Source organism: Candidatus Woesearchaeota archaeon, assembly GCA_016187565.1.
Taxonomy (GTDB): Archaea; Nanobdellota; Nanobdellia; order Woesearchaeales; family JACPJR01; genus JACPJR01.
The window spans coordinates 92,019-113,382 of the sequence record JACPJR010000014.1; the positions used below are offsets into that span (position 1 = coordinate 92,019).

Genomic DNA, 21,364 nt, shown 5'->3' on the forward strand with positions numbered 1-21,364 from the left:
TAACAAAGTAGTTTATGTTGCTATTCAAAAACACAAAGTGGTGGTCCAACAGAGACAAACTCTTTTTGAAAGAGGGAGACCTCAATTACTCTATTATTAGGAAAGTTTTCCTCTATTTCTTGTAATTTCTCCCTCAGTTGGTATGGATCTTTAACGAATAATCCAAATTCCAGAAATGGATCTCCGACATATTCAGCAAGAAAGGAAACATGGGTATGTTGTGTTAGATAATTGATGAGTTTTTGTTTTTCATCAATGTTTTTATTTATAATAAAAATGCTATATTGAAATAATCCTAATTTTGAAATATCAACAAAAAGAGAATAATTTTCTATATGCCCGCTTGCCTCTAATTGTTTCATTCTTTTTGTGATGGCAGGAGCTGTTAAAGAAATTTTTTGAGACAGCGCAACACTACCAATCCTTGAGTTTTTAGCTAGTTCTTTGAGGATAATTTTATCTTTGTTATCAATACTATAACCTTTATATTGTTTATTACTTCGTTGTTTAGGCGATGCTCCAAAATACTTTTCATAAAAAAACAGCGATCTTCTATGAAGTGTAAAGCGATGGTCTATAATCGCGTCTTTGAATGTATTATATATTTGAAGGAATCTCTCATCTAATTCTGCATTTGTTTTAGCGGTTATAGAAAGACCAAAACTCCAGACTCCGGAGAGTTCTGCCACCCAAGAGACGAACGGTGTTTCTGCTAGGAATTGTTTAAATCTTTTTTGATGGGTTGCTTTAACATTCACAAAAACGGCAGCGCCAACAAAACCAAGTTTCTCTCTATTTATTTCAGTGACAAAATCGAGAATGATACCTTCTTTCTTTAATCGGTTGAGGCGATACGTGGCAACCTCCCGCGAAACTTTCAGTTTTTTTGCTAGTTGGGTAAGAGGAATTCTTGAATCTTGCATTAAGATTCTGAGTAAATAGGTGTCTATTTTGTCCATTATTTACATAATAAACGTTTAGTACTATATAAACTTTATTAGTGTAAGTTTTCTGCTAACATGTTTTATATATCTTATCCTATAGCCATTTATTAGTGGTTACAATAAATAGACTCGAAAGTTTAGAACCCGTACGCAAACAAGCAACTCATGTTCATGTAAATAGGGATAAGGTCAGAGATTTTGCGGGAAGTTTTGATAGAACAAGACTCGCTCATTGGTTATGTGTTTCTCCATTTGATTTAGATCAGTTGGATGAAAAAGAAAAACTTGGCTTTTTATTTACGCTTAACGCAATGAGTTTTAGTTACTGGGGAACTCCTAAATGGAGAGTTGTATATCAGGGAATGGAATATGATGGTGCAAAGGCAATGATCGCTTGTTTAGGAAGAGCAAGAGAAAATGGCGTTTGTTTTAATCCTGATTATTTAGCCAATATTCAGCGAGAGGATTTAGAAAACATTTTGCGAGGGAATGTTGAGATCCCCTTATTGGACGAACGGCTATATATTTTAAAGGAAGTTGGCGCTGTTACCCAAAGAAGTTTCAGAGGTGATTTTAGATACATTGTTGACAGATCGCAGGGTGATGCTTTACACCTCGTTGATTTACTTGTAGGTCATTTTCCATCTTTTGAGGATTCGGCAATTTATGGAGGAAGAAAAGTCGAGTTTAGCAAGCGGGCACAGTTATTAGCATCTGATGTGGATTATTTGTTTGATAGCTTAGATAATAGCCATAGATTAACTGCTTGTGCAGATTACAAACTTCCTCAAGTATTACGGCGCTATGGTATTTTAGCGTATTCTGCTGAGTTACAAAGCAGCATTAGAGTAGGAAAGGAAATTCCAGCACACAGCGAAGAGGAAGTAGAGATAAGGGCACATACCATTCATGCAGTAGAGTTAATAAAAGCAGATATTACCGGTGTAACCTCTCGTCAAGTCAATGATTATGTATGGTTGGAAGGACAGATAAAACTACCAACCGATGAGCCCTACCATCTCACCCGAACAACAGCGTATTAAATCCCAAATCGATATGTTTTTATATCCCAGTCACATTTAGCAGATAGTATGGCTGAAACAATAACTAGAGAAGTGGCGGAAGATTTAAGAGAAATTAAGAACGATTTAAGGTACATTAAGGAGCATATGGTGGATATTGATTCAATATTGTCAGATGATGACAGGATTGCTATGAGGCAAGCTAGAAGAGAGCTTAAAGAAGGAAAGACAACAACACTATCTGCTCTAAAAAAAGAGCTTGGGCTATAATGTTCACTATTGAATTCTCAAACAAGTCCAAGAAATTTCTCAAAAGATCTGACAAACAGCTAGCTGTAAGAATAATTGAAAAGATAGAATTGCTAAAACATAATCCAGTGATTCATGACTCAAAAAAAATTATTGGACAAGATAGGGCTTTCAGGATACGTATTGGAGATTATAGGGTATTGTATGAAATTGATTGGAATAACAACATAATTCTTGTTGATAAGATAGATAAAAGATCAAGAGCTTATGATTAGCTCCTTAGCCCCCCTTTACCCAATCACCGGTAACTTATGTTTTTCAAAGACAAGTAAGCCTGCACCGATAACACCGGCATCATCACCGAGCTTGTTCTTTACAATGCGTACTGATCTTCCTAGGGGAGGATACACTAATTGTTGAAATTCCTTGTTGAGTTGTTTGTAGTAGGAAAGGTTACTTAAACCACCGCCCATGACAATGCGTTCAGGATTCAGAATATTGGTGAGACAGGCTAAATTCCACGCAAGATAGTGGATCATTTCATGGTATACTGTTCGTGCAAGAGGATCTTTTGATTGGACAAGGGTAAAGACAGTAGGATCTTTTATTTTTCCACCATGAGCTTTGTACCTCCTCACAAGGTTTGGTCCAGAAATCCAATCCTCCATAGTTGACTCCTTTGGGTATGTTTTTTTTGCATACGGACTGATATGCATATGACCTGGCTCACCTGCCCCTCCGAGAAAACCTTTATAGATTTTTTTATCGATAATGATCCCTAATCCATATCCTGTTCCTTGAATAACCCCGAGCATATGTCTGGTGTTTTTTCCTGCTCCTAACCTATTCTCAGCAAAAGCAAAACAGTTGGCATCGTTTTCTATGATTACTGGAAATCCTATTTTTTCGGAAAGATGTTTTTGCACAGGGACATGCATCAGGCTTGGGATGTTATAACATGACGCTAATTTTCCATTGGGCATGACAAACCCGGGTGTTCCAATACCTATCCCTCTGATCTTTTTTGTGGCTCTTAATCTTCTCGAGAAACTGATAATGTTCGCTATTATTTCATTTCCTCCTTTCCTTGCTTCGGTGGGAACAAGCATTTTGGTAATGACATGTCCCTGTGCATCCAGAAGAGCGCCAGACATTTTTGTTCCGCCAATATCAATACCTACTGCATAGTCCATGTACTCTTATGAGCTTTTAGAATATTTAAATCTTTAGCTGCAAACCCTTTTTTTGGATGAAGCTGCTGTAAACATTAGAAACATTAAAAAACATCTTGTCCCTTTTTGATGGTATGATTCAGAATCAGACAAAAAAGACAACACTTGTTGCTAACGTAATCTATGCTCGTACTTCCTGGCAGAAGGCACGGGGATTGATGTTTCAAAAACCGCTTCAAAACACAGCACTTATTTTCCCCTTTACAAAAGAAAAATTGGTTCCCTTACATATGTGCTTTGTTTCTTTTCCCATAGATGTGCTTTTCTTAAACAAAGACAAACAGATCGTCGAAATAAAAGAAAACTTTACACCATGGCATTTCTATAAGCCGAAAAAGAAAGCAAGCTTTGTTATCGAGCTTCCCCAGGGTGTTGTTCAAAAAAGTTGTTCTCAGGTTGGTGATAGTATTTTATTTTGAGCTTTAGGGATGATTCGATTTGCTTTTTACATTGATAACGCCTTTTTCCGTCACAAGAATGTCCATAGCCACATCCCATGGATCAACCGGAATCTTTTCCTGAATTTGGCAGGCAAACGCTACTCCTATCTTGAGAAATTCTTTATCCTCTAAGAACTTATCATAATATCCCTTGCCATAGCCGAGACGATAACCGTGTCGGTCAAAGCCAAGACCAGGAATAAGCGCAACATCAATAACACTCGGATCACATTCGTCAAGGCTTCCTAGTTCTGGTTCAAGTACGTCGTAGCTGCCTGGCTTTAAGTCATTAAGACTTTTAATCTGGGCAATTCCCAACTCCCTTTTTTCAGGATGCATAAAAGGTACGTACATCTTTCTTTGTTTTTGACGAAGCATGTCTCTGATCATCGTCAGCGTTTCTACTTCACTTTTGAAAGAAACATAGAATAAAATATCGTGAGCTTTCTTTAGTTGTGGGAGTTCAAAAAGAAGATCTTTAATCTGTTGACTCTTTGTGTGTCTTTGTGAGATTGGAATGGATTTTCTTTGCTCTTGAAGATGTTTGCGTAGTGTTTCCTTGTCGATGTTCATGGCTCTTTTGATTCTTTTGTTGTTTTTGTTTTCACTTTCAACAGTTTGTTCATATGATCGACGCGTTTCTTGAGTAATTCTTTTGTTCCAATATCTTCTCTGAAAAACACCTTTCCTTTTACCTTGCTTACAGCATCTTGGACAATTTTTTCAGCTTCTTCAATACTCGGAGCGATACCAACCATGGCAATTGCTCGCGAAGAGCTCATGATCAGTTTTCCATTGTGCTCGTCAACTGAGGCATAATATTTGCGTGCTTTTTTTCCACATGCAGAGATATCGATGACTGCTCCTTTTACTGGATGCGTTGGATACCCTTCAGGAACAAGGTATTTGCAAACCGTTGCTTTTTGTGCAAATGCTAAGGTAATCGTATCTAATTTTCCTTTGGTGAGAGCATCGGCAACCTTCACAAAGTCGTTTTTAATAATAGGCAATACATTCATTGCTTCAGGATCGCCAAATCGAGCATTGTACTCGATGAGCTTTACTCCGGTATTGGTGAGCATAAAACCACCATACAGGATACCTTTATAGTGTTCACCAGTCTCTTTGGTTAATGCATGAGCAACCTGTTCGGTAATGGTCACAGCCTCTTGTATATGCTCTTTCTTCAGGAAAGGCAAGAGATGATCTGCACATGAATAAGATCCCATGCCTCCGGTGTTGGGCCCAGTGTCATTGCTGTATGCACGTTTATGATCTTGTGCCGGTGGCATTGCAAGCACGGTTTTTCCATCAGTCAAACATTGTAGGCTAAATTCCTCTCCGTCAAGTTTCTCCTCAACAACGACTGTTTCCTGTTTTGCAAAAAGCTCTTTACAATAATCCAAAGCCTCTTGGATATCGTGGAAGTGATCGCCCTGTACCTTTACTCCTTTTCCGCCAGTTAATCCATCAGGCTTAACAACAATGCCGGAAAGTTGTTGCATAAAGAATTCAAGTCCAGCATCATGAGAAAATACCTTATATGCTGGCAAGCCCTTGATCTGATACTTCTTCATCAAATCGCGCAAGAACGATTTACTGGTTTCGACCTGTGCCAGTACACGCGTCGGTCCAATGCATCTGATATGGAATCCGTGCAGAAAATCAACAATGCCTGCTGCTAAGGGTGCTTCAGGACCAATGACCGCTATTTCTGGCATTACCTCATCAATGAATTCTTTGAGTTTATCAAAATCATCCAGCTTTCCCAGCATGTATTTTTGAGAACAAGCTATAATCCCTGGATTATTTGCATGCATCCACGAAAATAACGTAGCATCAGGACTTCGGGTAATCCATTCTGCAAGAGCATGCTCTCGTGCACCGTTTCCCACCAGTAATACATGAACCATGGTAACACCTTACCTTTATCCTTAACAGCTCTTTGCCAGTATCCGTTGTTCTTCAATGGCTTTGAGAACCTCTGGCGTTACATCTCCTGTTGGATAATTCCCATCAAAACAGGCTGTACAGAAGGCTTTGATTGCCGGATTGCCTGCGCGAGATGCCTTGATCATCCCTTCCATGGTCTGATAAAAGAGTGCATCTGCACCAATAATTTTTTTGATCTCTTCAATACTATGATCTCTTGCAATAAACTCTCTCCTTGTTTGCATATCAATACCATAGACGTCTGGATATCGTATCGGTGGACAGCTTGAAGCAAAGTACACTTTTCTTGCACCAGCATTGCGCACCATTTGAATAATCCGTTTAGAGGTAGTTCCCCGAACAATGCTATCATCAACAAGAAGTACTCTTTTTCCTTTGAGTTCAATGGTTACTGGCGTTAGTTTGAACTTGACTGAAACCTCTCTGAGCTCTTGACTGTGCATAATGAATGTCCTGCCAATATATCTGTTTTTGAGTAATCCTTCTCGATACTTTACCTTGAGTTTTGCTGCCAGTGCTAATGCGCATGCCCGTGAAGTGTCTGGTACAGGAACAACAACATCAATAGGAACATTTGCCTTTGCAACGACTTTGGCTAGTTCCTTTCCTAATCGTAATCTTGTTTTGTAGACACTGATTTTGTCAATGATTGAATCTGGACGAGCGAAATAGACATACTCAAAAATGCATGGCGTTCCCTTATTAGGGCCAACCTGTTTGTGATGGACATTACCTTCTCTATCGATAAAAAATGCTTCTCCTGCAGCCACATCCCTGACAATACTGTAACCAAGTGCAGACAAGGCACACGATTCTGAGGCAAACATATAGTTCTCTTTTCCATTCACTGTTTTTTTTCCTAAAATCAGGGGTCGAATGCCATGAGGATCGCGGACAGCATAGAGTCCTTTATTTCCGATAAGCCCGACCATCGAATAACTGCCTTTGACGTTTTGGAAGAGATAGGCAACTGCTTTGTAGAAATTTTGAACTGAGAACTCTTTTTTTGCATGTTCCAGAAGTCCTTCTGCCAGAATATTAAGGATGGCTTCAGAATCAGAACTGGACTGTAATTGCCTATGGAGTTTGTTGATAAGGAGATCTCGTAACTGTCCATAATTAGTCGAGTTTCCATTATGGGCAATGGAGATACCGTACGGATGCGTCAGAATAAATGGTTGTGCCTCTTGCGCTGACAGGGCATAACCTGCAGTTGGATAGCGAACATGACCAATACCCATGGTTCCTTTTAAGTTCTTTAATTTCCGTTCGGTAAATACTTCTTGGACAAGTCCTAGACCTTTCTCTAAATGGAAACAGTCTGTACAGGTGTTAATCCCTGCTGCATCCTGTCCTCGGTGCTGGAGCATGATTAATCCTGCATACAGTTCAGGAGCAACATTCTCTTGACCAATAATTCCGATAATACCACACATCTGACCCTCGTTTTCTTGTATTTTCTTAGGTTTTCTCGTCTTATAAATAGTGAACGGAGTATATAAAGCTTGTGTATGAAGTGAATACTTGTCTAAACCTGTGAATCATAAACTGCACGCCACCACAAGGGCGGCTGACGGATTTGCTCGTTGAGCAAATCCTACGCAACACCCCGGAGGGGGCAAGCCCCGTTGCGTCAGCGCCCAACTGGTTACGCTCAGTTGACACGCAAGGGAGAGCATGAAACTCTCCGACGCGGCTATACTGGCAGCACGCGGGCCGCGGTGTGTAACTTCAGGTTACACCCATTTGATCAAACTTTGGTAAACACGCGAAAATGCATGGCATTTTCGGTGAACTGGGAAATTCTTTGAATTTCCGGTTTCCCGGAAACTTAGTTTTCGAGGATCCTGAAAATCCAACGGATTTTCATGAGTTTCGTCGCACCGCCTACAGCGGCGCTGTAATCGTAAAAGATTTACTTTGGAGTTTACTGTAGAGTCTGTTGTCGTTGTGGACCAACAGAGACTATGCCTATCTTTACGTGGAGTAACTGGCTGATCTTCTCGAGGTATGCCTGTGCTTGTTTGGGTAACTCATGCACGTTATGAAGTGTCGTGATATCACACTGCCATCCTGGAACATCAACATAGTTTACCTTAACATCCTGCAATAGGGATTGGTCATTCGGGAAATGAACGATACTTTTTTTGTGGGCTTCATACCCAACGCCCAGCTTAATGGTGGAGAGTGTGCTCAACACGTCGAGTTTGGTGATAATAAGTGTTGTAATACCATTCAGTTGGACACTATAGCGGAGTGCAACGATATCAAGCCAGCCACAACGCCTTGGTCGTCCGGTGGTAGCACCAAATTCATGACCTATCTCTTGGAGTTGTTTTCCTGTAGTGTCAGTTAGCTCGGTTGGAAAGGGACCTGCACCGACTCGGGTTGTATAGGCTTTGACAACCCCATACACCTTCTGAATTGCTTGCGGTGGGATACCTAATCCTGTAATTACTGAACCCACTGAAGGGTTTGAGGAGGTTACATAGGGATAGGTTCCATGGTCTACGTCTAAAAGAGTACCCTGAGCACCTTCAGCCAAGATTTTCTTTTTCTGGGTAATTGCTTCACGAAGCAGATGACCGGTGTCGGTAATGTAAGCGTGTAATGTCTTGCCGTAGTTTAAAAAATCCTTGAGCATCCTTTCTTGGTTGAAACCCTCATCGGGATGGTAGTATGAAGAAAAGTTGACTCCTTGGATACCTGATTCCATAATGGTAAGCAGCGTCTGCCTGTTGATACCATAAACGTTTTGTATGAGCAACGCTTTTTCTTTAATCTGATGGTTGAGCTTCTTCGCGAGGACTTCTTTGTTGAGCAAGTCCTGAACAAGAATACCTGCCCGGCTTGCCTTGTCTTCATAACAAGGGCCGATGCCTCTTACGGTAGTACCAATCTTTTCCTTTCCTCGTTGGTACTCACGAACAGCATCAAGAACACGGTGATAGGGCATGATGACATGGGCATGATCACTCACGAACAAACGTCGCTCGATCACTATTCCTTTTTCTTTGAGCTGCGACATCTCCTCAAGAAGGGTGATGGGATCAAGAACAACACCATTGCCAATCACGCACGTCTTTCCGTTATGTAATATTCCAGAAGGAATGAGATGAAAGACAAACGTTTCATTATTGACCATAATGGTATGGCCTGCATTTGCTCCACCCTGGAAGCGTGCGATAATATCATACTGTTCAGAAAGATAGTCTACAATCTTTCCTTTGCCTTCATCACCCCACTGACAGCCAAGGATTACATCAACCATATCACTTGAATGTAGGGGTTATATAAAAAGGTATTGGGAAATAAAAATCACTCGGTGTTGTTTTTTCTTGGTTAGGGATCCACTACCGTTAGTTAGTTTCACCCTAGTTCAGCATCAAGTTCTTTTACTCGGGAGAGATAATCTGCCAATGAAACGGTTTCACAGACAACCTCTTCTGGAAGTGAAGAAGGGCTGTGATGAATTGCATATCTATCCCAGTTACTAAGGACGACGATGGTCTCTCCTACATCATTCCACGTTCGTAGATGCACTACGCGTGGGTGAGTTGAATCTTTTCCTGTATCTTTTGCATCATAAGCAACATCAAGAGTTCCACAGCCTTGGCGGTCTAATCCAATATGGTATCCTTTTTCTCTGAAGAACTCTCCCATTGCACCAAATCCTACGCAGAGGTTTACGTATGACGCACTTTCTTCGACTGCTGGTGAGAGCCGTACACCTGCTTGTATAAGTTGTTCAAGCGGTGCAATAAGTTCTGGCATGTTAATTCCCTCCTCTATTGTTTCTTAGTTGTTCTAATCTTCCAAGCTGTGCTTGCGAGGCATTGTAGGCTCTCTCAGCAGTTGAGGCTTCTATCCGTTGACGCATGGCTTCTCGTGCATCTGGTTCTGAATCCTTAAAGACGCCCATGAGGAATAATTTTCCGCTTGTTTCCTGATCTGCAGGATGAATCTCAAACCCATTTCTCGTAACCTTGTACCACGGATTACTGTTCTTCAAATCACTGAATCCATTACTTGATCCCATTGCAATATAATCTCCCGAAGAGAGGGTTCTGTTTTTGTCCCAGTCATAGACTTCTACTTGCATAGTCTCGTTAGGTGCAGCAAGAGTAAGACTGTAGAGTGTTGCTTCTTTCCGTCCTTGGTTATTTGTTCCTTCTTTGTAAGGATTATTTGTTCCTTCTTTGTAAGGAGTAGCCTTTCCTGATCTGAATGCGTCACCTGCTACTTCTGCAATGAGTGCGTATTGTGGCGTACCTGCTGCATAACTTGTAGGGGCCTGCGCCTGTGCGTTGAGCGGAGCAGCAGTTATGTATGCTGCAATTAGTCCATTGACAAGGGTATTGAGTCTCATGCTTTCACCTGTATGTTTTGTAAAGAGTACAAATTGATTTTATTTATTGCCGTTCGATGTCGCAACTGGTGTTTCTGCTAACGCTAAAATATCACATTCCATTCCTGTATATCCGCCACCATCTACTTTAAAGTAAACACCAAACCCTGTCAAATTTCCATATTCAAGAAGAGGTGATAAACCAATCGCTGGATGCTTAGTGCCATAATCAACAATTCTGTCTGTTAACTCGCAGGTATAGGGTACGGGTTTGTCAGTATTTAATAGGTGATATCCAGGAAGCCGTTTTTCAATTTCGCTTTGCGGTTTTGGAGTAGTAGCATCCATTGCTTGAGGTGCTGTATCTCCGCCACATCCACTTAACCCTAAGACTAATGCTCCAATGCCAAGCGCCTGTTGTATTTTGTTCATGGTTTTACCTCTTACCTTTATTGATCTCTGAACCGTTGGTGGACTTCTACGCCTCATGAAGATGTTGCCCTAGTTTTTGTATTTGTCCTTGAGAGACGTCGTAGGTTGCTCGAGCAATGAGGTCTTCCACCTTTAGAATCACGGCATCTCGTTTTTGATCTAGTACCTCTCGTCCTCCAGGTATGGCCATACTCATTTTCGAGTATACATCCTCAATAGTTATTCCATTTGCAGGATGAATCTCGACACCATTATTCGTAACCCTATACCATGGATTATCGTACTTCAAATCGCTTGAGATACTATTGGGTACACCTATGGTAATCTCATCTCCGGTAGAGAGGGTTCTGTTTTGGTCAAAATCATCGATTCTTACAACAAGATCACTAGACGGAGAAACAGCAAATTTTGCCTGGTACGTCAGTCCTTCTTTAATTCCTTCTTTAGTCCAAACCATATACTGACTGTCTTCCCCTGATTGAAATGCCACTCTAGCTGCTTTTTGAAGGGTCTGGTATTCAGACGAGGTAGCCGCGTAGGTGGTTGGTGCTTGCATCGGTGCATTCACTTGATCACCAGTCTGCGTCTGTGCGTTACTTGGTGTAAGAGCTACATACATTCCAATTAATCCATTGACAAGATTGTTTAGTTTCATTGTTTCACTGGTCTTAATATTATCATTTGTGTCCCTTGCCATAGTCTGTCGAGTTGTTCTTGAGAGCTCTGATATGTTCTACGTGCAAATTGAGCCTCTAAATCTTTACTAGGAGCGTCGGTATCACTTTTCTGGGAGGTACTGTCTACTACAGTTCCCCAGTACATCATATCTGAGACTGAAGGGATTATGGTTAATCCATTGTTGGTAGCAATGTATGATGGATGAAACGCATCTAATCTTGTTCCAATTCCAGGTTCTCCTACCATCACCACATCTCCAACTGAAAGGGTACGGTTCTTATCGAAGTCATAGACTCCTACTTGAAGGGTATCATTCGGGGTAGTAAAGATACGTGCATAACAGGGACCTTCTCTTACTTCTTCATTCAGATCAATTCCATTCCCATCAATGTTAAAAGTTCTTATCTTGGAAGAAGTAGGAGGAATTCCTGAGCTAAGGGCGTCATTGGTTACTTTTCCAATGAGCAAGTACTGCTCTGAACCTTTTGCGTAATGAGGAGCAGTTTGTGTCTGCGCCTGTGCGTTGAGCGGAGCAAGAGCAAATCCAGCTCCAATTAATCCATTTACAATCTGGTTTAGTTGCATTGTTTTTCACCTGTTGGTTTAGTTTACTGACTTAATAACGAAGAAATGGGTTGGCTCTGTGGCGTCTTTCCCGAGGAACAAGGTCATTAAAAAGATTTTCGGGAAGAGGATCCATGCTTACTCTCGTAATTGGTCCATAGATTCCCGCGATGGTATCACTCGTATATCCTACTCCAGAGAGATAATTACCTACAACAACATCTCCTGTTCCGTCAGCTTTCCATGGGAAGTAGAAATTGTTAGCGGGTTGTTTTGAAACTCGGAAAGTGATAAGCGTCGGTATTCCTGATGCAGCGCTAGGCCCATTTATCACCTGCGCATCTGGGTATTGTTCTAATAATGTGTCTAATGTGGCCATCAATCCAGACGTGTTTGCGGTGTGAATTTCTGGGATGTTATCAAAACGGCTTTTTCTCGCTGATAGTGGTAGTTGTATTACCAAGCTTCCGACAAGCGGTTGAGATTGGCTGCTTTCATCTGGATGTCCTTCTATAAGCTTTTGATAGACACGTATATGTTGCATAGTATCACTCCCAATTCAACTGTTTTACTTGATGTACCTTTGCAGGTTGTGTAGGGAGAATTGCTTTCCTATATAAAGGTTTCCCTTTTTGTCACTCAACGGTGGCACTTCCCCCCGTGCCCCATCTACTAATTACTAATGAGTAAATCTAGATATAAGTACTCATTACTGATTAGTGTACGTACATCTCAATAAAATTACCGACGTTGGATGAGAAGAAGTTATTTTATTATTTTTGAGATCGTGGATATTATTTGGGAATATTTACCCTCATTTATTTTACAAATCCTTTTGATTATTTGCTGTTTGCTTGCAGTGAAAATCATGTTGCATCTAACAAAACTATCGATAGCGAGTGAGCCTTCACGTGTTTCACCTGCTTTAATTTCTACCGCATATGTATCTCTTTTAACTTTTTGAGAGGTTATTTGACAAAGGATAACATCTTCATCCATTTCATCAGAGATAACCAAGCAGGGCCTTACTTTCCTTTCGCTTAAATCAGTATACGGAAAAGGAAAAATCACTATATCTCCTTTTGTAAATGTTTCCATGCAGTATCCTCTTCTGCTGAGAGCCAGTTCTTTGCCAATGATTTTTCGCTTGCTTTGGAGGTAAACAAACCTCCAATGAGTTCGTTTTCTTCCTCAAACAGTTTTTCTCTCATTGTTTCTCTAATAAAATCTTGTAAGCTATCAAATCCTCTAACTTCTGCAACTGTTTTGGCTGCGTTAAACATTTTTTCAGACAATTTTAGACTTATTTGGGTACTCATAAATACCGATAAATACTCATTGGTATATAAATGTACCTGTTAGACTGTTTTTTTGAGACAAATGTTATGAATCAACACAAGGTAATAAGTCTTTTCAATAAAAATCCGAAAAAACATCGCCTCCTTTCACTTCGGCTTATGATTACCAATGTGGAAGACATAACGTAAACCAACCTGTCCCTTGCCAATCGATGTTTCTAGTACCTGCCGTCCTGGTTCAATCACCGTCTGTAAGGTTCCGGTTGTGTTCGTTGTTCCGTCTGGATTTCGGACAAAATCAACTGCTCCTCGTACTCGATCAGCAAGTCCTACTCCGAGGGTTAAGCCTACTCCTGACCCATTATAGGCTACCTCATTCCCATTTACCCCAACGCTACCCCACACTCGTGGATCAACAGTTACTCTACCGTAATCCCCGGTCATATAAACGGTTGGCTCAAGTCCAACACCAGAATCATGCAGCGAAACTCCAAAGCCAACTTGGGCATTGGCTGTCCAATGTTGAGGAAGTGCATCATCGATTAAAAGTCCAAGGCCACCACCAACTGCTGTTAATTCTCCGTTCTGTGTTGGAAGAGCAATTGCTGCAAACAGATCATCCCCAAAATACTTGAGGATTGGCTTATAGCTCGTTCCTGCTGGCGTAATAGCTATCCGCTGGTCTGCATGGGTTCTTGTCGGCGCTCTCTGGCCGTCATACATTTCTGCCTGTGCAGGTCCTGCTAGTGCGCTGAGCATTCCTGCAGTATAAAGTCCTTTTTTCATTGTTTGGTTCATGGTTTTCATCCTCCTATTCGTAATGTACCTCTACTTTCTCTTCTTCAAACATCTCGACAATCTCTCTCCAATTCATGATGGTTCACCTATGGTTCGTCACGGTTTATCTTGTAATCACCTTATAGTGGCAAAATCTACTCTTTAGTAAGAACGAACTTCTTTATTAATTCTTGTGGTGGTAAATACCACCAAAAAAGAAACATTCTTAAATAACTGTTCATTGAATCAAATTCTGAGCAAACCCCTGAGAGATTAATTCATTAAAAAAGATATAATTTAATTGTAAAATCTCATTTTAAAATACTCTCAAAAAAGATATGCAAACGATCCCTCTCCATGACCATCTGAAAATCTATCAACAAACCTATGAGGAGATTCTGGATGAATGCCGAAGAACTACGACATAAGCATTACGATGATAAGCGTAAAGAACTGGGATTTAAGAAAAGTTCTTATTATGGGAGTTGAAAAGAATGTACGAATCAATCCTTCGAGATATTGGCTTAAGCCCGAATGAAGCACGAGTGTATGAAGCACTCCTCCAGCTTGGTGAGGCCTCTGTTCAGACAATCTCAACAAAGGCACAAGTTCATCGACGGAATGTGTATGATTCTTTAGTTAAACTTACGGATAAGGGGCTTGTCTCGCTTGCTATTGAGAAAGGTGAGGGGAATTATCGGGCAACTGATCCCCAACGACTCCTCATCATCCTTAAGGAGAAAGAAGACAACTTGACAAAGGTTTTGCCTGACCTTAAACTGCGTTACCATACCTTGCCTCAAAAGGAACAGGCCTATATCTACCGAGGGGTTAAGGGATTCCGTAACTACATGCAGGACATCCTTGATGTGGGTGAGGATTTCTATTGTATTGGTGCAAAGGGTGGCTGGTTTGACCCTCGATTACGGGCGTTCAGAGTTCGCTTCTATCGAGAATTGAGGGAGAAAGGCATTCATTGTTATCACTTGTTCGATTATGAGATGAAACACCATGTTGGAAAAGGCATAGAAAGTCCTGTTCCTGAGCATCTGCATGAGGCGCGTTTTCTCCCTCCCCAGAGTTCAACAAACTGTGCGATTGATTTTTTTGGTGATAGGATCGTAACCTTTACTGGCTTAACAATAAACCATCTTGACGATGATATGGTTCAGTTTGTTCTCATCAGTAGAAAGCTCGTTGAAGGTTACAAAAAATGGTTTTGGTTTATGTGGGACCATTGTGCTGAGGAATAACAGTAGATTTATATACCACTCGTCATTTTAATCTACCAAATGATAGAAAAATCTACTAATCAAATAGTACTTAGTATCTTTTTTGAAAATCCCACCACAGAATTTTACCTCAGAGAGCTCTCACGCCGTCTTAAACTCTCAATGCCAACTATCGTTTCAGTTACGGATATGCTGGCAAAGGACAAACTGGTTATCAAGATAAAGGGCAAAGCACTTACGATTGTTAGGGCAAATAGGGAAAACATTACTTTTATTCGGTATAAGCGTTTATATAACCTGCAACAAATATATAGTTCGGGTATTGTTGATGACCTTACTGAACGCTATAATCATCCCAAAGCTATTGTTCTCTTTGGAAGCTATGCTCGGGGAGATGATACAGAGTTGAGCGATATTGACATTGCGGTAATGACCCACAAACAGTTGCAATTGCCTCTTGAGGACTACCAGAAGCAGCTCCATCGCCCCATGAGTATCCATGAGATTGATCTTATGAAGCTGAGTGAAGAGTTTAAAGCAAACCTTGCAAATGGGATTGTCCTAGAGGGATTTTGGTGAGAGATTTTGCCTATTATCTAAAAAATGGAAGTGTAAAAAAACAGAAACCTGACGCACATTTATCAAAAGCTACCTTCAAGGAAAGTTGCGAACGGTTTGCCCTTGCGACGAATCTATGGGGACGCGAAAAACCAAAGTATGTTCTTGAGAATGCTTATGAAGCAATGAGAGAGGCTGCAGATGCAGTCCTTTATGAAGAAGGCTTTAAGTCTTACTCACATGAGGCATCGATTGTTTATCTTCTAAAGAAAGGATTTAGCCAGCAAGAAGTGTCTGAGTTTGATCGTTTTCGAAAGATACGAAATAGCATTAAGTACTATGGAGGAGATTGTGATCCGGTAGATGCTCAGCAGGCTATTCTGTTAGCAAAAAGTCTTATTCCAAAAATACAAAAGCTCTTATCATGAACGAAATTTAGCAATGAAGAAAAGCACGAAATTATTATATAGGTCAGAAGATTCTTGCTTTTCATGGAAATAGATTATTCTTCCAAGCAGATTGCTTTTACCAAAGAACTTAATGCTTTAGATCGATTTGTCATTTCCTTTACTGATATCTTGAACAAGCAAAAGATTCACTATGTCATTGTCTCAGGCTACGTTGCTATCCTTTTTGGGAGAAATAGGGCTTCTGAGGATGTTGACATTTTTATCGAAAAGATGAGCTTTGCTGCGTTTAGCTGTCTATGGGAAAAGCTTAAAGAGTTTTTTATTTGTTTGCAGACTGATAATCCTAAGCGTGCATATGAGGAGTATCTCCAAGAAGGATACGCTCTTCGTTTTTCTTTTCTTCATGCATTTATCCCAAATATGGAACTTAAATTCCCCAAAACTGATATTGATCGTTGGACTCTCAGTCAAAAAAAGAAAACTCTGGTAAACAATAACCCCCTTTATATTTCATCAATTGAGATGCAGATCGCTTTTAAATTGTCTCTCGGAAGCGAGAAGGACATCGAGGATGCTCGTTATCTCTACAATATTTTCGAGGAATTTCTTGATAAAGATCTGCTTGATCAATGTCTTCGCAACCTTAATATACCAAAACGTGCTCTTCAATATCTACCATGAAAATTCCAACAATTACTGCTGAAGAAATGGAAGCTTTTAAGAAGGAAAATTTTAAGCAGCGACTCAAGTTTATTGATGAGTATGCGGCATGGGTTAAAAAGACACCAAACAAGGTATGGAGTTCACAGCAGAAGAAAATTATTGGTGAATGAGAGCTATCGTTTTCTTATTTTAGTCACAAAGAACCCTTCAGTGTCATTATCCTGGGGCCAGATGCGCAAGCATTTCTCTACCTTAGATGTGTAGGTTTTTCCTTCAAACTCCATGATAGCAGGACTTGTTTTGAGCGGGAGGGTAATTTCCTCAAGCATTGCATCAAGATGGTTTGTCAAAAAGGTATCAATGACCCCTTCATTCTCCTCGGGTTCACACGAACAGGTACTGTAGACTAGAACCCCATTGTCATGAAGAAGTGCAAATGCCCGTTCCAAGAGTTTTTGCTGGACTCGTGCAAGCCGTTTGACCATCCCGGGATTCCACATGGTGAGAATTTTAAAACTCTTCCGTATAGCTCCTGTTCCTGAACATGGCGCATCGAGAAGTATTTTATCGAACATGAGCTGAGGAAATCGCATGCCATTATTCAGCGTAATGACGGTATTCGTAATCCCCATTCGTTGGATATTAATTCCCAGTGCTTTGAGTCGTTCCCCACTCACATCGTTTGCTATAATTACTCCGGTATTTTCCATCATTGCGGCTATCTGCGATGTTTTTGATCCTGGAGATGCACAGACATCAAGTACAACGTCTCCTTTGGTCGGTTGCAGAACCACTGGAGGAATCATACTGGCTGCTTCCTGGATGTATATATAGCCTAATTGGTGTTCTACCGTATTGCCAATGTCGCGTCGATACTCTTCCCCTTTTCCTTTGTGGTCAATCCAGAATCCATCAGCACACCAAGGAATAGGTGTTAAGCTCCATTCTTTTTGCAATCTATCTTTTACTTCTGCGATGGATCTTTTGAGCGTATTTACCCGAAGAGAACGTCGTAAGAACCGCCGAGAATACTCTTCAAAGAGAGGATAGTCTGTTAATTGTTGATATCGTTCAATAAATGCGGGCTTAAAGACAACTCTTTCCATAAGGTATGGAGCTTCTTACGTTATAAAAAAGTTCCTGTTTTGCTTTTCTTCATCTTTCCTCGTATGTTTATAATCTTTATAAAAAGCTTTAAATATCCGTTCGTCTTGGGTCTGCGGATGCAGTCCAGACAAGATATGACGTTTCGAGCATTCCAGTACTTGCTCAACAAGAACATTTGTGAAGTTTCTATTCTGCAAAAGAGAGGAGTACGCTTACGGAAGTATAAATGGGTTGAATTTGAGGCTTCCTAAGTTATCACTTTTTCTTTGCCTGTTGTGTTGAGAGAAATTCACTGAGTGGAAAGAGTTTTTTACAGCGTTGGCACTGAAAAACAAGCTCTCCTGTCGGTGTTGGGAAGTCAGAGTCTTCTATCTTCTTTGACTTACACTTGGGACAGGCCATTTCTTCTTCCTGTAGCTGGAAAAAGGCATTACAGGTCCTGCAGAAATAATGATTTTCTTTATAGCCGATTATTTTATGTGCCGGTGTGTCGCAAAATGGACAAAAATTGAGTTCAGGCATAATCCATCTGAAAGGTGGTCTGAAGAGACTTCTATTTAAGCCTTTCTGAAGAAAGTTTTATAAATAACCCATATTTCCACTCTTTTGATAGAAGATGGCAAAGCTCAGAAAATTTTGTTCATATAGACGCTTAGAACGTCCGTACACCAGAAAATCAAAATATCGGGAAAAAAGTTATATCCGTGCTAGTCCGGCCAGTAAAGTCGTTCGTTATGAAATGGGAACCGTAGATCAACATTTTAGTACTCGATTAGAGCTCGTTGCAAAGACCGCTCTGCAAATTCGCCATAATGCTATTGAGTCTGCCCGACAGTCGAGTAACCGTTATTTGGAGAAAATAATGGGTAAAGGAAACTATCATATGAAAATTATGATCTATCCTCATCATATTCTTCGTGAAAACCCTCTCGCATCCGGTGCAGGTGCAGACCGTATGAGCACAGGAATGAAATTAAGCTTTGGAAAGCCTATTGGATCTGCAGCTCAGGTGAAGAGAGGTCAAACCTTGATTTTATTACGCTGTGAAAAACAACATCTTGAAGCTGCACGAGAAGCAATGCGACGAGCAGCCAATAAATTCCCCTGTTCATGCAGTGTACGGGTTAGTTAAGTTTTTGATTCTAAGGAATTTTTTTGTCAGTTCTCTTTTAAATAACTTTCTTTTCAATGATGAGAAAGTCCTACAACAAAAATACTAGTAATACTCCCTAGTGAAAGGATACGCCGTCTGAACACTTTTTTCCGTAAGCTCGCCACGGAGATTTTCCATCATACGCTTTTTTACTTCTGTTTTTGGATAATTGCTGAGTAGCCAGGCAAGCTTCAGGAAGGTTGTTTCAGCAGTCATATCAGAATAATTCCCTAGAATTCCGATTGCTTGCGCATTGCGCTGGTCGTCATACACGTTCAGAACAATTCTTCCAAAAATAGTTTGTGCAGCCTCGACAATAATGACGCCACGTTGCGTTAGCGTTTTCAGCGCTTCATAGATCTTTCCTGATTCTGCTGTTGTTGCATCCTTTTGGGTTATGGGAAGACAACCCAATCCCGTTGATTCAATGACCAGGCCATCATAATCTTTGTAAAAGAGAAATTGTTCAGCGTACATATGGGTGTGCATTTTTAGAATAGCAACCTTAAGATCTTCCTTAAATGGTTTTACTGTTACTTTCCGAGTAGCTTTTTTTCCATAGTGTGTAGCATAATAGTCGATCTGTTTGGTTACATAGTTAACCCGTGCCCAGGGGGAGGTATTAATAGGCTTAAAGGCATCTCTCCGAGAGGTATGCATCTTGCGTGTTTTTGTTGCGGGTAAGATCAAACAATTTTCATCATCACTTTTTTCATGCATACAGATGCCAACCTCTCCAAAATCAGTATGAGTAATAAAGAAGACCGCATTCGTCATGTTCAGTGCTGCATCCGTACTTCCTCGGTCAGAACTCCGTTGTGCTCCAACGATAATCACTGGTTTTCCAAGGTCTTCGAGAGCAAAGGCAAGTGCTGCACTAGTATAGTGTAAGGTATCGGTTCCTTGACTGATGATGATTCCCTCAGCCCCGTTCTCAATTTCTTCTGCAACAGCTTTTGCAAGTAAATTGTAATGCACAAATCGCATATCTTGAGACCAAATATTACAAATAAGTCGTGAGCGGATATTGGCAAATTCTTTTAATTCAGGAAACATGGCAATAATCTCTTCAGAGGTAAATTGTGGTTTTACTCCTCCAGTAACATAGTCAACCTTTGAGGCAATGGTGCCACCAACATGGAGGATTGTAACCGTCGGTTTCTCTCCTTGCTCTTTCTTTTTTTGTTTTGTTTGGGTTTCTGCTTTTATTTTTTTTGAAGAACTTTTCGATGTATTCTTTTCAGGGCTTTTTTTCTCAGTCTCTTTTTTTTCAGGAAGCTGTGCTTTGGTTATCGATTTAATCTTTTGTTTGTTGATCCCGATATTATACCCGTCTTTCAACTTTACAACAATGAACGATGATGATTCTTGTGGCATCAATCTTCCTGTGAGGGTTGTGTTCTCCAACGTAATCGTTACCCAATCTCCGGTGGTGTAGGCTGTCTGGCTCATTTCTTATCACTCCTAAAGTCCGGTACGGACGTCAATAAAAATAGTTTCTATGTTAAAGCGTTTTTGCAGGAGCTTTGCTAACGCCAAAACTCCAAAGCGTTCTGAAGCATAATGGCCGAGAGAGACAACATTTATTTTTCTCTCTTTTATCTCATGATAATGGTGATGCAGTACTTCTCCGGTAAGCAATACGTCAAGATTATTTTCTGCAGTTTCTGAAAGAGCAAATGCCCCACTTCCTGAGACAATACCTATTTTTTTTACTCTTTTGTTACCAAACGTATAGGATGTTGGCGTAGATGCTAGCTTTTTCTTGATGAGTTTCATCAACTGTTCAAAAGAGAGCTCGTGCTTTAATGTTCCCTGTACACCCCAGATACTTCCTTTGTAATTCCCAAACGGTTTGATCTGCTTTAATCCAAGGAGTTTTGCCATCTGGGCATTATTTCCATAGGAACGATGGCAATCAAGAGGAAGGTGGGCAGCATACAAGCTCATTTCGTTTTTTATAAGAAAACGTAATCTTTTGTATAACAGCCCAGTAATCGGCTGTACACCTCCCCAGAATAGACCATGGTGTACTATAAGCATATCACTGTTGTTTTGCTGAGCCTTGGTAAAGGTTTCAAGACTTGCATCGACGGCAATTGCTATTTTCTTGATGTTTTGTCTTCCCTCAACCTGTAATCCATTGATCGCTCCTTCTTGAAGGTCTTTTACGTGCAACTCTTTATCTAAGAATACTACTATCTGTTGTAAGGTTGTCATCTGCAGTCCTGTCATCTTGAAAATAAAAACACGCAAGAATACATAAAGGTTTCGCTCAGATACGGGTTTGGCTAGATACCTTAT

29 protein-coding genes are annotated in these 21,364 nt (G+C 40.5%); 10 read left to right on the forward strand and 19 right to left on the reverse strand.

From position 1 onward, the window contains the following. Window positions 1-20: 20 nt before the first annotated feature. Window positions 21-959 (reverse strand): winged helix-turn-helix transcriptional regulator, encoded by a 939-nt coding sequence (locus HYW21_04720; GenBank protein ID MBI2548626.1) that lies wholly within the window; start codon window positions 957-959, stop codon window positions 21-23. Window positions 960-1,054: 95 nt separating this feature from the next. On the opposite strand from HYW21_04720, the gene HYW21_04725 reads away from it, so the two are divergent. Genes HYW21_04725 through HYW21_04735 form a run of 3 tightly spaced genes read left to right on the forward strand, consistent with a single transcriptional unit; the run spans window position 1,055 to window position 2,490 of the window. Further along, window positions 1,055-1,987, forward strand: coding sequence for a hypothetical protein (locus tag HYW21_04725; protein MBI2548627.1), 933 nt, complete (start codon window positions 1,055-1,057; stop codon window positions 1,985-1,987). Window positions 1,988-2,035: 48 nt separating this feature from the next. Next, window positions 2,036-2,236, forward strand: a complete 201-nt coding sequence (locus tag HYW21_04730; GenBank protein ID MBI2548628.1) for a hypothetical protein — start codon at window positions 2,036-2,038, stop codon at window positions 2,234-2,236. Beyond that, window positions 2,236-2,490: a type II toxin-antitoxin system RelE/ParE family toxin gene (locus tag HYW21_04735; GenBank protein MBI2548629.1), complete on the forward strand. Its 255-nt coding sequence runs from the start codon at window positions 2,236-2,238 to the stop codon at window positions 2,488-2,490. The genes HYW21_04730 and HYW21_04735 overlap by 1 nt, the downstream gene beginning before the upstream one ends. A gap of 15 nt (window positions 2,491-2,505) precedes the next feature. On the opposite strand, the gene HYW21_04740 is transcribed toward HYW21_04735, so the two are convergent. Beyond that, window positions 2,506-3,408: an ROK family protein gene (locus HYW21_04740; protein ID MBI2548630.1), complete on the reverse strand. Its 903-nt coding sequence runs from the start codon at window positions 3,406-3,408 to the stop codon at window positions 2,506-2,508. Between the two features lie 113 nt (window positions 3,409-3,521). Between HYW21_04740 and HYW21_04745 the strand changes: the two genes are divergently transcribed. Beyond that, on the forward strand, window positions 3,522-3,866 hold the full coding sequence (locus HYW21_04745; GenBank protein MBI2548631.1) for a DUF192 domain-containing protein: 345 nt from the start codon (window positions 3,522-3,524) through the stop codon (window positions 3,864-3,866). A 3-nt stretch (window positions 3,867-3,869) separates the two neighbouring features. Here HYW21_04745 and HYW21_04750 read toward each other — a convergent pair whose 3' ends face one another. The 13 genes from HYW21_04750 to HYW21_04810 all read right to left on the reverse strand — a co-directional run bounded on the left by HYW21_04750 (window position 3,870) and on the right by HYW21_04810 (window position 13,958). Beyond that, entirely contained in the window at window positions 3,870-4,460 is a 591-nt protein-coding gene (locus tag HYW21_04750) for a 5-formyltetrahydrofolate cyclo-ligase (protein ID MBI2548632.1), read from the reverse strand. Next, window positions 4,457-5,800, reverse strand: coding sequence for a phosphoribosylamine--glycine ligase (gene purD / locus HYW21_04755; protein ID MBI2548633.1), 1,344 nt, complete (start codon window positions 5,798-5,800; stop codon window positions 4,457-4,459). The genes HYW21_04750 and purD overlap by 4 nt, the downstream gene beginning before the upstream one ends. A 21-nt stretch (window positions 5,801-5,821) precedes the next feature. Further along, on the reverse strand, window positions 5,822-7,276 hold the full coding sequence (gene purF / locus HYW21_04760; protein ID MBI2548634.1) for an amidophosphoribosyltransferase: 1,455 nt from the start codon (window positions 7,274-7,276) through the stop codon (window positions 5,822-5,824). Between the two features lie 491 nt (window positions 7,277-7,767). After that, the gene (locus HYW21_04765; protein MBI2548635.1) at window positions 7,768-9,111 is read right to left on the reverse strand and encodes an adenylosuccinate synthase; all 1,344 of its coding nucleotides are present in this window, start codon (window positions 9,109-9,111) and stop codon (window positions 7,768-7,770) included. A gap of 98 nt (window positions 9,112-9,209) precedes the next feature. Continuing rightward, the gene (locus HYW21_04770) at window positions 9,210-9,614 is read right to left on the reverse strand and encodes a hypothetical protein (protein ID MBI2548636.1); all 405 of its coding nucleotides are present in this window, start codon (window positions 9,612-9,614) and stop codon (window positions 9,210-9,212) included. Between the two features lies 1 nt (window position 9,615). Then, on the reverse strand, window positions 9,616-10,209 hold the full coding sequence (locus tag HYW21_04775; protein MBI2548637.1) for a hypothetical protein: 594 nt from the start codon (window positions 10,207-10,209) through the stop codon (window positions 9,616-9,618). A 39-nt stretch (window positions 10,210-10,248) separates the two neighbouring features. Then, the gene (locus tag HYW21_04780; protein ID MBI2548638.1) at window positions 10,249-10,677 is read right to left on the reverse strand and encodes a hypothetical protein; all 429 of its coding nucleotides are present in this window, start codon (window positions 10,675-10,677) and stop codon (window positions 10,249-10,251) included. Next, window positions 10,667-11,317, reverse strand: coding sequence for a hypothetical protein (locus tag HYW21_04785; protein MBI2548639.1), 651 nt, complete (start codon window positions 11,315-11,317; stop codon window positions 10,667-10,669). The genes HYW21_04780 and HYW21_04785 overlap by 11 nt, the downstream gene beginning before the upstream one ends. Then, the gene (locus HYW21_04790) at window positions 11,272-11,883 is read right to left on the reverse strand and encodes a hypothetical protein (protein MBI2548640.1); all 612 of its coding nucleotides are present in this window, start codon (window positions 11,881-11,883) and stop codon (window positions 11,272-11,274) included. Before HYW21_04790 ends, HYW21_04785 begins: the two co-directional genes overlap by 46 nt. Window positions 11,884-11,914: 31 nt before the next feature. Then, complete coding sequence (locus HYW21_04795) at window positions 11,915-12,406, reverse strand: hypothetical protein (protein MBI2548641.1); 492 nt, start codon at window positions 12,404-12,406, stop codon at window positions 11,915-11,917. 221 nt (window positions 12,407-12,627) lie between these two features. Further along, the gene (locus tag HYW21_04800) at window positions 12,628-12,960 is read right to left on the reverse strand and encodes a type II toxin-antitoxin system PemK/MazF family toxin (protein MBI2548642.1); all 333 of its coding nucleotides are present in this window, start codon (window positions 12,958-12,960) and stop codon (window positions 12,628-12,630) included. Beyond that, window positions 12,933-13,181: a hypothetical protein gene (locus HYW21_04805; protein MBI2548643.1), complete on the reverse strand. Its 249-nt coding sequence runs from the start codon at window positions 13,179-13,181 to the stop codon at window positions 12,933-12,935. Before HYW21_04805 ends, HYW21_04800 begins: the two co-directional genes overlap by 28 nt. Before the next feature lie 126 nt (window positions 13,182-13,307). After that, window positions 13,308-13,958, reverse strand: coding sequence for a hypothetical protein (locus HYW21_04810; GenBank protein ID MBI2548644.1), 651 nt, complete (start codon window positions 13,956-13,958; stop codon window positions 13,308-13,310). A gap of 473 nt (window positions 13,959-14,431) precedes the next feature. On the opposite strand from HYW21_04810, the gene HYW21_04815 reads away from it, so the two are divergent. From HYW21_04815 to HYW21_04835, 5 genes are all read left to right on the forward strand, one after another. Continuing rightward, window positions 14,432-15,190 (forward strand): hypothetical protein, encoded by a 759-nt coding sequence (locus HYW21_04815; protein ID MBI2548645.1) that lies wholly within the window; start codon window positions 14,432-14,434, stop codon window positions 15,188-15,190. A 39-nt stretch (window positions 15,191-15,229) separates the two neighbouring features. Next, entirely contained in the window at window positions 15,230-15,748 is a 519-nt protein-coding gene (locus HYW21_04820) for a nucleotidyltransferase domain-containing protein (GenBank protein ID MBI2548646.1), read from the forward strand. After that, on the forward strand, window positions 15,745-16,155 hold the full coding sequence (locus HYW21_04825; GenBank protein ID MBI2548647.1) for a hypothetical protein: 411 nt from the start codon (window positions 15,745-15,747) through the stop codon (window positions 16,153-16,155). Before HYW21_04820 ends, HYW21_04825 begins: the two co-directional genes overlap by 4 nt. Window positions 16,156-16,218: 63 nt before the next feature. Continuing rightward, a complete protein-coding gene (locus tag HYW21_04830; GenBank protein ID MBI2548648.1) occupies window positions 16,219-16,818 on the forward strand; it encodes a hypothetical protein in 600 nt (199 codons plus the stop codon). Then, on the forward strand, window positions 16,815-16,970 hold the full coding sequence (locus tag HYW21_04835; GenBank protein MBI2548649.1) for a hypothetical protein: 156 nt from the start codon (window positions 16,815-16,817) through the stop codon (window positions 16,968-16,970). Before HYW21_04830 ends, HYW21_04835 begins: the two co-directional genes overlap by 4 nt. 3 nt (window positions 16,971-16,973) lie before the next feature. On the opposite strand, the gene HYW21_04840 is transcribed toward HYW21_04835, so the two are convergent. Both HYW21_04840 and HYW21_04845 read right to left on the reverse strand, forming a co-directional pair. After that, window positions 16,974-17,906, reverse strand: a complete 933-nt coding sequence (locus HYW21_04840) for an RsmB/NOP family class I SAM-dependent RNA methyltransferase (GenBank protein ID MBI2548650.1) — start codon at window positions 17,904-17,906, stop codon at window positions 16,974-16,976. Window positions 17,907-18,162: 256 nt separating this feature from the next. Beyond that, on the reverse strand, window positions 18,163-18,429 hold the full coding sequence (locus tag HYW21_04845; protein MBI2548651.1) for a hypothetical protein: 267 nt from the start codon (window positions 18,427-18,429) through the stop codon (window positions 18,163-18,165). Between the two features lie 94 nt (window positions 18,430-18,523). Between HYW21_04845 and HYW21_04850 the strand changes: the two genes are divergently transcribed. Next, window positions 18,524-19,039 (forward strand): 50S ribosomal protein L16, encoded by a 516-nt coding sequence (locus HYW21_04850; protein ID MBI2548652.1) that lies wholly within the window; start codon window positions 18,524-18,526, stop codon window positions 19,037-19,039. An 84-nt stretch (window positions 19,040-19,123) separates the two neighbouring features. Here the strand turns inward: HYW21_04850 and gatD are convergent, their stop codons facing one another. After that, window positions 19,124-20,512 (reverse strand): Glu-tRNA(Gln) amidotransferase subunit GatD, encoded by a 1,389-nt coding sequence (gene gatD / locus HYW21_04855; GenBank protein ID MBI2548653.1) that lies wholly within the window; start codon window positions 20,510-20,512, stop codon window positions 19,124-19,126. Between the two features lie 12 nt (window positions 20,513-20,524). Then, window positions 20,525-21,295: a Nif3-like dinuclear metal center hexameric protein gene (locus tag HYW21_04860; protein ID MBI2548654.1), complete on the reverse strand. Its 771-nt coding sequence runs from the start codon at window positions 21,293-21,295 to the stop codon at window positions 20,525-20,527. Window positions 21,296-21,364 lie beyond the last annotated feature (69 nt).